We start from the raw sequence: 10,824 nt of genomic DNA, 5'->3' as shown, positions 1-10,824 counted from the left end.
ACGGTCTCGAATCGACTCTCGCACAGCTGTATGCGGTGTCGGGATATCGGTGTACACCGATGGTGCGGGTAGCCGTGGGCGACGCCGTCGTCATCAAACAGGTTCTCGATCTCGGTGCGCAGAACATCCTCGTACCGATGGTCTCCGACGCCGAGCAGGCTCGACAGATCGCCGCTGCCGCACAGTATCCGCCCGTCGGTCGGCGCGGTGTCGGCAGTGCCCTGGCACGGTCTGCCCGGTGGAATCGGGTGCCCGACTACCTCGCCGACGGCGCCGATCACGTGTCGGTGTTCGTGCAGGTCGAGAGCATCGAGGCCGTCGAGCACGCCCGAGCGATCGCCGAGACACCGGGTATCGACGGTGTGTTCGTCGGTCCGAGCGATCTCGCGGCGTCGATGGGTCTGCTCGGCGCGCAAACCCATCCCGATGTCGTCGCCGCTGTGCACATGGCGTTCGACGGAGTGCGTGCCGCCGGAAAACCGTTCGGTGTCAACGCCTTCGTCGCCGACCAGGCTCGCGCCTACGTCGCTGCGGGCGCGACGTTCGTGCTCGTCGGCGCCGACGCCGCGCTGCTGGCCCGCGGGTCGGAGGCGTTGGCCGCCGACTTCATCGGCACCGGCGAGTCGAACCCCAGTAGCTATTGATCCCCGACAGTTGTTGATCCCCAGAGCTTCTGACACATCCCCGACGAAAGAAGACACCGATGTCTTTCACCACTCGCACCGCCGTTCTCCGTGAGGCGCCCGGGCGCTACGAGACCGTCACCCTCGACCTCGACGAGCCCCGCCAGAACGAGGTGACCGTCAAGATGGTCGCGGCCGGCCTGTGCCACTCCGACGACCACGCCGCCACAGGCGACATTCCGGTCGGCATCTACCCATTTGCCGGCGGACACGAAGGGGCGGGCATCATCTCGGCCGTCGGCCCGAACACTCCGGGTTTCGAGGTCGGCGATCACGTCGTGTTCTCGTTCTTGCCGGCGTGTGGGAAGTGCGAATTCTGTGCTCGCGGACTGTCGAATCTGTGCGACCTCGGCGCGACCCTGCTCTCCGGTGATCGCGCGGAGGATCCGGGGAGTTTCCGGATGCAGCTCGACGGCGCCCCGGTGGGGCAGCAGTGCGGTATCTCCACCTTCAGCGAGTACACCACCGCGTCGGTCGCCTCGGTGGTCAAGGTGGACAAGGACCTTCCGCTCAAACAGGCGGCATTGCTCAGCTGTGGTGTGCCGACGGGTTGGGGATCGGCGGTCAACTCCGCTCGGGTGCAGCCCGGTGACACCGTCATCGTGGTCGGCATCGGCGGGATCGGTGCCAACGCATTGCAGGGTGCGGCGCACGCCGGGGCCACCAGCGTCGTGGCCGTGGATCCGGTCGCGGCCAAGGAGGACAAGGCAAAACTGTTCGGCGCCACGCACTTCTACACCACGTTGGCCGAGGCCACCGAGTATGCCCGTTCGGTGACCAACGGGCAGGGCGCCGACTCGACGATCATCACCATCGGCGTGGTGTCCGGAGATGATGTGGCGCAGGCGCTGGACTCGATCCGCAAGGCGGGCACCGTGGTTCTCACCGGTCTGGGCAACATCACCGTGGCGGGTGCACCCATTCTGCTCGGTGATCTCACCCTCATGCAGAAGCGGTTGCAGGGCTCGCTGTTCGGCGAGTCCAATCCGCGTCGCGACATCCCCAATCTCGCGCGTATGTACCGGGCGGGTCAGCTCAAACTCGACGAGCTGATCACCCGCGAGTACACGCTCGACGAGGTAGCGCTGGCGTACGAGGACATGCACGCCGGCCGTAACATCCGCGGAGTGGTCGTCTTCGACGACTGAGTGTCACAGCCTTCGACGACTGAGTGTCAACAGATTTCGATCAGGAAAGAGAATCACCATGAGCACCACCTATGACAGCTTGCTGCAGTCCGTCTCCGATCCCGCCGGTCGCGAGATCCTCGATCCCGCAACCGGTGAGGTCGTCGGCGCGGTCGCCTTCGGTTCCGTCGCCGATCTCGATGCCGCCGTGTCCCGTGCCCGGGCCGCACAACCGGCATGGGCGGCGCGCGCCGACGACGAGCGGAAGGCGTTGCTACTCAAGGCCGCCGACGCCATCGAGGAGGCCGCCGAACCCCTCGCCGAACTCCTCTCGCGCGAACAGGGCAAACCGCTGAACGGTCCCAACGCGCGCTTCGAGGTCGGTGCCTGCTCGGCGTGGCTGCGGGCCACCGCGGCCACCGCACTGCCGGGCGAGACCGTCGTCGACGACGAGGAGACCCACGCCGAATTGCGCTACCGCCCGGTGGGGGTCGTCGGTGCGATCGGTCCGTGGAACTGGCCGATGATGATCACCATCTGGCAGGTCGCCCCGGCCCTGCGGATGGGCAACACCGCCGTCGTCAAACCCTCGGAGTACACGCCGCTGTCGGTGCTCGCCCTGATCGAGGTCCTCAACGGCGTCCTGCCCGCCGACGTGCTCATCCCGGTCGTCGGCGAGGGTGAGGTCGGGGCCCGGCTGTCGTCTCATCCCGACATCGACAAGGTGATGTTCACCGGTTCGACCCGTACCGGTCAGGCGATCATCAGGAGTTCGGCCGACACCATCAAGCGCCTGACCCTCGAACTCGGCGGCAACGACGCGGGTATCGTGCTGCCCGACGTCGACGCGAAAGCCATTGCGCAGGACCTGTTCTGGGGATGCTTCATCAACACCGGGCAGACGTGCGCGGCGCTCAAGCGGCTCTACGTGCACGCCGACGTCTACGACGACGTGTGTGCTGCGCTCGTCGAGGTCGCCGGGCAGATGCCGATGGGCCGCGGGCTTGACGAGAACAACGTGCTGGGTCCGCTGCAGAACCGCGCGCAGTTCGACATCGTCGCCCGGCTCGTCGAGGCAGCCAAGGAGTCCGGCGCCAAGGTGCTCACCGGCGGTGACCCCGACACCGACGCCCCCGGCCACTTCTACCCGCTGACCCTGGTCGCCGACATCGACAACGACAATCCGCTGGTGACCGAGGAGCAGTTCGGTCCGGCGCTGCCGATCATCCGCTACACCGACGTCGACGAGGTCGTCGCACTGGCCAACGGCCTCGACGTCGGGCTGGGCGCCTCGGTGTGGAGTGGTGATGCCGGCGCCGCGCGAGCGATCGCGGGTCGTCTGGAGGCCGGCACCGTGTGGATCAACGCGCACGGAGGCGTGCACCCGATGATTCCGTTCGGCGGTGTCAAGCAGTCCGGGTACGGATTGGAGTTCGGCGTCGAGGGTCTCAAGGGTGTCTCGGTGCCGCAGGTGATCAACGGCTGAGCGGCGAGCGCCGCCGCATCACCCGGCGGGTGGCCGGGGCGGTGGGGGACCGAAGCGCAGCAGCGGGTTGTCGGGATCGGGATAGTTGATCTCGCAATAGGTGATCAGCGGTGAGTGCAGGACCAGTCCGGTGGCCGTCGGACATCGGTGGATGTCGGCCACTCCGGTGATCTGCCGTGTCACCAGCCAGGAGACGAGACCGTCGCAGGGTTGCGGCGACACCAGGGGGCCACGATCCTCGCCGGCGTCGTAGCAGCTGCCGACGTGCAGGTTCGGTGCCAGACAGATCGGGGCGTAACCGTAGGAGGTGTCGTGGAACAGGAACCGTCCGTGCACCGAGACCGAGCGCATCTCGTAGCGTGCGAATCCGCTGACATCTTTCCCGGGGTCTGGGCAGGTCATCTGGGCCTGGCCGATCGCCGGGACCGCCGGTCGGACCGCCACGACGTAGGTGGCCGCGGGGGTTGAACAGTGCACCGCGGTGTGTCTGCCGTAGCCGCCACCGGGGTGCAGCAGCGACATCTCCGGTCGGTCATGGGTGCCGACGCAGTCGCCGACCCCGACGTCGTACCAGCCGACACCGTCACCGCGTGTCTGCAGCCACGCGTAACCGGCCAGCGCCGCCGCGACGACCACCAGGGCCAGCGCGATCGGGCGACGCCATCGTGACCTGCCGGCCGTCCTCGGTGTCCGCACCACCATCCCCCCATTCCGGCGACACGGTCGGCGAACTCGGAGGTCGCGCGTCGTCGGTTCTCGACATCGTAGAGGTGGTCTGTCCCGGCCGGCGGCGATGTAGCACGATGTAGGCGCGACGAGAGGAGAGACGAGAGGAGATCGGCCCGGTGAGCGCACCCTCCAGTGTCGGGCACCCGATGGTGGTGTGGACGGTCGCGGTGACCGTCTACTTCATCGCCGTTCTGCATCGATCGTCGATGGCGGTCGCCGGTCTGCTCGCCGCCGACCGATTTCACATCTCGGCGTCGGCGTTGTCGACGTTCGTGGTGTTGCAGTTGCTGGTGTACGCGCTGATGCAGATCCCGGTCGGGCTCCTCGTCGACCGGTTCGGCCCGCGCCGGGTGCTGCTCACCGGCACCCTGATCCTGACGCTGGCGCAACTGAGTTTCGCCTTCGCCGACACCTACGTGTGGGCGCTCGGCTCACGGTTCTTCGTCGGGGTCGGCGACGCCATGACCTTCGTGTGCGTGCTGCGGTTGGTGACCTCGTGGTTCCCGGTGCGGCGCATCCCGCTGATGACGCAGTTGACCGGAGTGCTCGGCCAACTCGGCGCGGTGGCGGCCGCGGTCCCGATGACCTGGGCGCTGTCGAATCTCGGGTGGACGCACGCCTACCTGGTGACCGCCGCCTGCGGTGCCGCGCTGCTGGTGATCGCGGCGATCGTGGTGCGCGACTCCCCACAGGCGCGCACCACCTCCGGGCCATTGCTCGGGTTCTCCGGCATCCGTGCCACCCTCGCCGCGGCCTGGGGTCATCCGGGTACCCGGCTGGGATTCTGGATGCACTTCTCCACGCAATTCAGTGCCACCGTTCTCGGATTGCTGTGGGGATTCCCGTTTTTCGTCGAGGGCGAGGGGCAGGGCGCGGGCGCGGCGGGCACCCTGTTGACGATCATGGTGTGCTCGATCATCGGCTTCGGACCGATCTTCGCCGCGCTGATCACGCGGCATCCCTGGCACCGGTCGACCCTGGTGCTGAGCGTCGTCGGCGCCATCGCCGGAATGTGGACGATCGTGCTCGCGTGGCCCGGTGCTGCGCCGTTCTGGCTGCTGATGCTGCTGGTCATCGTGTGCGGGATGGGTGGTCCGGCATCGATGATCGGCTTCGATCTCGGCCGCACCTCCAACCCCGTCTCACGCGTCGGCAGCGCGACCGGGATCATCAACCAGGGCGGCTTCTTCGCGAGCCTGCTGCTGATGGCGATGATCGGCATCATCCTCGACTGGCGCACCCCCGACGGCGCGTCCGGCTATCCGCCCGAGGCGTTCACCGCGGCGATGTCGGCGCAGTACCTGCTGTGGGGCGTCGGCGCCCTGCAGATCTGGCGATATCGCCGCAAGGGTCGGGCGCATCTGCTGCGCGAGGATCCGGTGGTGTGGTCGGAGCAATCCGGGCGGCCGCTGCCGGAGGCGTGAGCCGGGTCGCGTCCTCCCGGACCGACACCGCGACGGACACCGACACATCCGCACCGACGGGAATCGCCCCGCGGACCTGGTGTCCGCGGGGCGATCTCGTGTTCAATGCCGGCCGGGGAGATCATCGGCCGGTGCGACTCACTTCAGTTCGGCGCTGCTCTTGCCGAGCACCCGGCGGGCGATGATGAGTTGCTGGATCTGCTGGGTGCCCTCGAAGATGTCGAGGATCTTCGAGTCGCGGGCCCACTTCTCGAGCAGCAGACGCTCGGAATAGCCTGGCGTACCGGCCAATTCGACGGCCTTGTTGGTGACGTCGGTACCCGTGCGGCCGGCCTTGGCCTTGGCCATCGAGGCCTCCAGCGAGTTGGGCTGCTTGTTGTCGGCCATCCAGCACGCCCGCATGGTCAGCAGATACGCTGCCTCCCAATCGGATTCCATTCGGATGAATTCGGCTGCGGCGGCATGCTGATCGGCGGCGGGACGATCGTAATCGATCTCGATGCCCGCGTCTTCGAGGATGCGACGCAGCTCTTCGAGTGCGGCCCGCGCCACCCCGACGGCCATTCCCGCGACGAGGGGCCGCGTGTTGTCGAAGGTCTGCATGACCCCGCCGAAGCCCTTCTTGGTGTCGACCTCGGGGCTGCCGAGCAGGTTCTCCTTGGGGATGCGGCAGTTCTCGAACCGGATCACCGCGGTGTCGGAGACGCGGATGCCGAGCTTGTGCTCCAACCGGACCACCTCGACACCGGGATGCTCGCGCGGCACCACGAAGCTCTTGATCGCGGCGCGGCCGAGGCTCTTGTCGACGGTCGCCCACACCACGATGTGACTCGCGCGTGAGCCCGCGGTGACGAAGATCTTCTCGCCGTTGATGACGTACTCGTCGCCGTCGAGGGTGGCGGTGGTGGTGACCGCGGCCGAGTCCGAGCCGAAGCTGGGCTCGGTGATGGCCATCGCCGCCCACACCTTGCCGAAGCGCTCGAGCTGCTCGTCGGTCGCGACCGCGGCGATCGCCGAATTTCCCAGTCCCTGATAGGGAATCGACAACATGAGGCCGACGTCGCCCCAGGAGGTCTCCATCACGTTGACCACCGACTGCATGTTGCCGCCGTTGACCACGACGCCCTCGGGACGCTCCTTGCCCTTGTCCTTGCTCCGGCCGGCATCGGCGCCTGCACCGGCCTGGCCGGTCTCGGCCAGACCGTCGTACAGGCTCGCCAGGGTGTCGAGCTCGACCGGGTAATCATGTTCGCGCAGATCGTATTTGCGCGAGATGGGACGGAAGATCTCCGCCGCGGCCTGATGGGCCTGATCGATGGTGACGCCGAGTTTCTTCGGCAGTTCCAGATTGATGCTCATGACTGTGTCCTCGATTCCCGGGTCGCCTTACAGGACGACGATGCCCTCGCCGATACCCGCGCCACGCAGGTCGCGGTACCAACGCTCGACCGGATGTTCCTTGGTGAAGCCGTGGCCGCCGAGCAGCTGGATGCCGTCGAGACCGATCTGTAGGCCCTTGTCGATGGTGAGCTTGCGCGCCAGGGCGGCCTCGCGGGCGAACGACAGGCCCTGTTCGGCGCGCGAGGCGCCGCGCAGGGTGACCAGACGGATGCCGTCGAGCTCGGTGGCGATGGTGGCGACCATGAAGGCCACCGCCTGGCGGTTGGAGATCGGCTCGCCGAACGCCTCACGCTCGTTGACGTAGGGGATGACGTAGTCGAGGACGGCCCGACCGGTTCCGGCGGCAAGTGCCGACCAGCCCAGACGCGACAACCGCACCACGTCGCGATACGCCGCGAAGGCGGCATCGGAGGCTTCGGGCGAGCTTTCGCCGAGCAGCGCCGACTCCGGCACCGCGACGTCCTGCAGCAGCAGTCGACCCATGCCTGCGGCGCGCACACCCATGCCGGGGTCGGCCTCGACGATCAGGCCCTTGGAGTCGGATTCCACGATGAACAGTGCAGGGCGGCCGTCGAGTTGCGCGCCGACGATGAACAGTTCGGACGACCCCGCGGCCGGTACGAACGACTTCACGCCGTTGAGCCGGTAGCCGCTGGGCACGCGGGTTGCCTTGGTCTGCAACGAGAGTGCGTCGAACAGCGGGCGCGGTTCGGCGATCACGACCGCCGACTGCGGGACGTTCTCACCGGCGAAGTCGGGCAGGTAGGTCTTCTGCTGGCCGTCGCTGCCGAAGTTCGTCAGCGTGGTGGCCACACCGCTCGGGGCGAGCAGCGGCAGCGCGAGACCCATGTCGCCGTAGGCCATCGCCTCGGCGACCAACGCGTTGGTCACGACCCCGCGCTCGGTGGCCGCGCCGTCGAGTTCCTCGGGGACGTTGATCATGGTGATGCCGAGTTCCGCGGAGCGCTTGACGATGCTCTCCGGCGCGGTGGCCGCGGCGTCGGCGTCGTAGGCGGCCGGACGCAGCATCTCGGTGGAGAACTCCTTGACCGTCTCGGCGATCATCTGCTGTTCGTCGTCGGGCGTGAGATTGAAGTAGCCCTTGGGTGTGGTCGTCAGCCGTTTGGCCGGAGCCGACCCGCCCTGCACCTTCGAGAAGGCGCGGTTGGCGGCGCCGAGGGTCTGGAACCCGGTCTTGGTCGCCTGGTACGCGATCCGGTTGATGGGTTCACGGATCTGGTACTTCTCGGCGAACTCCGAGCCCGTGACCGTGGTCAGCACGCGCATCGCGGTACCGATGAAGTTGCGGGGATGACGGGTCTTCCCGACGGCGGAGGTGTCGCGGGGTTCGGTGTGAGTAGACATGTTCACCATTTCTCGCAGTGGTTGACTGGGTGGGGCGGTACGGCTCCGGGATACCTTACCCGGCGGTAAGAACCGATCTTACTCATGGGTAAAAAGAATGTCACGTGTTTGTTCGCCGGGACTCGTTCGCCGGCCGTGCGTGCCGGGGTGACCAGGGGTTATGAAGCGGTTCGCTGACACATGAGGCCGCCGGGAGCACAGTGGAGGCATGCAACTCACGCACTTCGGTCATTCGTGTCTGCTGGTCGAACTCGATGGGGCGAAGATCCTGTTCGATCCGGGAAACTTCTCCCACGGTTTCGAGGGCATCACCGGACTCGACGCGATCCTGATCACCCACCAACATCCCGATCACTGTGACCCCGCGCGGCTGCCGGATCTCATCGCGGCCAATCCGCAGGCCCTCCGATACGCCGATCCGCAGACCGCCCGGCAACTCAATGACGCCGACTCGTCGGGGGAGTGGACCCCGGCGCACCCCGGGCAGCAGGTGGACATCGGCGCGGTCACCGCCCGGATGACCGGCGGCCGGCATGCGGTGATCCATCCGGAGATCCCGGTCATCGACAACGTCGCCTACGTCCTCGACTCGTCGCAGGGCGCCGGGCGGTTCATGCACCCGGGCGACTCGTTCTACATTCCGTTCGAGAATGTCGACGTCCTCGCGCTGCCGTCGGCGGCGCCGTGGATGAAACTCAGTGAGTCCGTGGATTACCTGCGTGCCATGGCGCCACGCGTCGCGGTGCCCATCCATCAGGCCATCCTGTCCGACGCGGGGACCGGCATCCACTACTCACGATTGAGCGAGATGAAGGACGCGGCAACCGAATTCGCCGTACTCGATCAGGAGTCCGCGGCCGAGTTCTGAAAGATGTGCAGTTGACGGCACATCGTAGCGTTTCAGCCGGTCCCGCATGTCGGCGACCGACACCGCGGGGAAGTCGAACCCCAAGGCGATCGTGGCGGCAAAGCGGGATGCACGGGCAACGCCCCGAGGGCGGCTGCAGCGCCGCTGCTGTAGCCTCCACCGAGAACGTAGCCGGAATCTGTTGCGCGAGAGGGTATTCGGTGCATCCCCGAGCGCATCCTCAACTGGCACAACCGGTGGGAGGCCGGTCTGGATCGATGGTCGAGGCGCTTCCCGATCGGTGGTCGAGGTGCGAGGCGCCCCAGGCGCCGAGCCTCGAGACCGAGCCGAACCCAGGCTGGAACCCCACGGAAACTCACCCGAAAAAACATTCGACAACCCCTTGCCAACCCGACAAACCCGGCATACACTCGAACACAACAGCACACAAACACATGTGCGCTTATCGCCGGGGGGTGAGAAATGATGGTCGACACCACACTCCCCGCTGACGCGTTACCGGATGTGTCCGGGTTGTCGACCACCCAGAAACTCGCCCTCGCCCACACGCTGATGGACGAGTTGGCCACCGATGATTTGACCGGCCTGTCCAACGACGACCTGGTCGCGGTCGCTCAATCGACCGAACAGTTGATCACCCGCGTCACCGTCCAAGGCGATCGGCAGATCGTCGAATTCTCCGACCGCCATCTGGCGCGCGAGTACGGATTCGGGTCGATCACCGACGCCATGATCGGCTTGTTGCGTATGTCGGAACCGTGGCGGCGGTGGAAACAACTCACAGCGACCGCCACCTTCCACACCTTCACCGGTGAAGTCGCCGCCCCCAAATATCCAGCGTTGGCCGAGGCGATGGCCTCCGGTGCGGCCGGCCCCTCCCACGCCGCAGTCGTCATCGATGTGTTGGACCGTATCCCCGCGACAGTGCCGTTCGACGAGAAAATGTCGGCCGACGCCACGATGGCCGGGTTCGCCCGCACCCACACCCCCTCCGATCTGCGGATTCTGGGGGCACGGGTGTTGGCGCACCTCGACCCCGACGGCCAACTGACCGACGATGCGGATCGGCAACGCCGCCGCCAGATCCGCATCGGCCGGCAAGACGCGCAGAAAATGAGTGGGTTGTCGGGGCAGATGACCCCGACCTTGACCGCGCACCTCGAAGCGGTACTCGCCGCGTGGGCGGCGCCTGGAATGAACAATCCCGCCGATCCGGAGTCTCCGACCGGCAGTCGTGAGGATGCCGACCCCGACGCGTTGGCGGCTGCGGCGTCGCGGGATCATCGGGATCAGGTGCAACGCAACCATGATGCGTTGGAAGCGGTCCTGCGTGCCGGGTTGGATGTGGGTCTCGGCCCGCAGTCGCATCGCGGGCTGCCGCCGCATCTGATCATCAAAGCGTCGCTGTCGGAGTTGATTGCGCAGACCGGGATGGGGGTGAGCGCGACCGGCACCCTCCTCCCGATCCGGGATGTGATCGCGTTGGCAGCTCAGTGCCAGCCGTGGTTGGCGGTGTTCGATGACCACACGAACCTGCCCCTGTATTTGGGTCGGGCGCGGTTGGCGAGTCAAGGACAACGGATCGCGTTGTTCGCCAAAGACGGTGGCGAGTACTGCTCGTTTCCCGGGTGCACTCAACCTGCCGCGCACGTGGAAATTCATCACGCCACGAAAGATCATGCGAAAGGTGGGCTCACCAACATCGGTGACCTCGCCCCCGCCTGCGGGAAACACAACCGGA

The 10,824-nt window shown here is 66.7% G+C and carries 9 protein-coding genes; 6 read left to right on the top strand and 3 right to left on the bottom strand.

Going from position 1 to position 10,824, the window contains the following annotated elements; translation table 11 throughout:
• The 3 genes from B1964_RS16245 to B1964_RS16235 form a co-directional block, all read left to right on the top strand.
• A partial coding sequence (locus tag B1964_RS16245; protein WP_079930513.1) for an aldolase/citrate lyase family protein occupies positions 1 to 644 on the top strand: 644 nt, incomplete at its 5' end.
• A 59-nt stretch (positions 645 to 703) separates the two neighbouring features.
• Positions 704 to 1,831 (top strand): NDMA-dependent alcohol dehydrogenase, encoded by a 1,128-nt coding sequence (locus B1964_RS16240; protein ID WP_079930512.1) that lies wholly within the window; start codon positions 704 to 706, stop codon positions 1,829 to 1,831.
• A gap of 58 nt (positions 1,832 to 1,889) precedes the next feature.
• On the top strand, positions 1,890 to 3,296 hold the full coding sequence (locus B1964_RS16235) for an aldehyde dehydrogenase family protein (RefSeq protein WP_079930511.1): 1,407 nt from the start codon (positions 1,890 to 1,892) through the stop codon (positions 3,294 to 3,296).
• Between the two features lie 18 nt (positions 3,297 to 3,314).
• On the opposite strand, the gene B1964_RS16230 is transcribed toward B1964_RS16235, so the two are convergent.
• Positions 3,315 to 3,992: a hypothetical protein gene (locus tag B1964_RS16230; protein WP_139765760.1), complete on the bottom strand. Its 678-nt coding sequence runs from the start codon at positions 3,990 to 3,992 to the stop codon at positions 3,315 to 3,317.
• A gap of 149 nt (positions 3,993 to 4,141) precedes the next feature.
• On the opposite strand from B1964_RS16230, the gene B1964_RS16225 reads away from it, so the two are divergent.
• On the top strand, positions 4,142 to 5,449 hold the full coding sequence (locus B1964_RS16225) for an MFS transporter (RefSeq protein ID WP_216354255.1): 1,308 nt from the start codon (positions 4,142 to 4,144) through the stop codon (positions 5,447 to 5,449).
• A 138-nt stretch (positions 5,450 to 5,587) separates the two neighbouring features.
• Here the strand turns inward: B1964_RS16225 and B1964_RS16220 are convergent, their stop codons facing one another.
• Entirely contained in the window at positions 5,588 to 6,808 is a 1,221-nt protein-coding gene (locus B1964_RS16220; RefSeq protein WP_006372883.1) for an acyl-CoA dehydrogenase family protein, read from the bottom strand.
• 27 nt (positions 6,809 to 6,835) lie between these two features.
• The gene (locus B1964_RS16215; protein ID WP_079930514.1) at positions 6,836 to 8,215 is read right to left on the bottom strand and encodes an acyl-CoA dehydrogenase family protein; all 1,380 of its coding nucleotides are present in this window, start codon (positions 8,213 to 8,215) and stop codon (positions 6,836 to 6,838) included.
• Between the two features lie 208 nt (positions 8,216 to 8,423).
• Here B1964_RS16215 and B1964_RS16210 point away from each other — a divergent pair, with 208 nt between their 5' ends.
• A complete protein-coding gene (locus B1964_RS16210; protein ID WP_079930508.1) occupies positions 8,424 to 9,083 on the top strand; it encodes an MBL fold metallo-hydrolase in 660 nt (219 codons plus the stop codon).
• Positions 9,084 to 9,548: 465 nt separating this feature from the next.
• Positions 9,549 to 10,824: HNH endonuclease signature motif containing protein (locus B1964_RS16205; RefSeq protein WP_172398863.1), on the top strand; the 1,276-nt coding region annotated here is incomplete at its 3' end.

The sequence above is a fragment of the Gordonia sp. i37 genome, from assembly GCF_002043085.1.
GTDB lineage: Bacteria > Actinomycetota > Actinomycetes > Mycobacteriales > Mycobacteriaceae > Gordonia > Gordonia polyisoprenivorans.
Note: the sequence above shows the minus strand (reverse complement) of the source record. Positions and strands in the feature narration are given on the sequence as shown.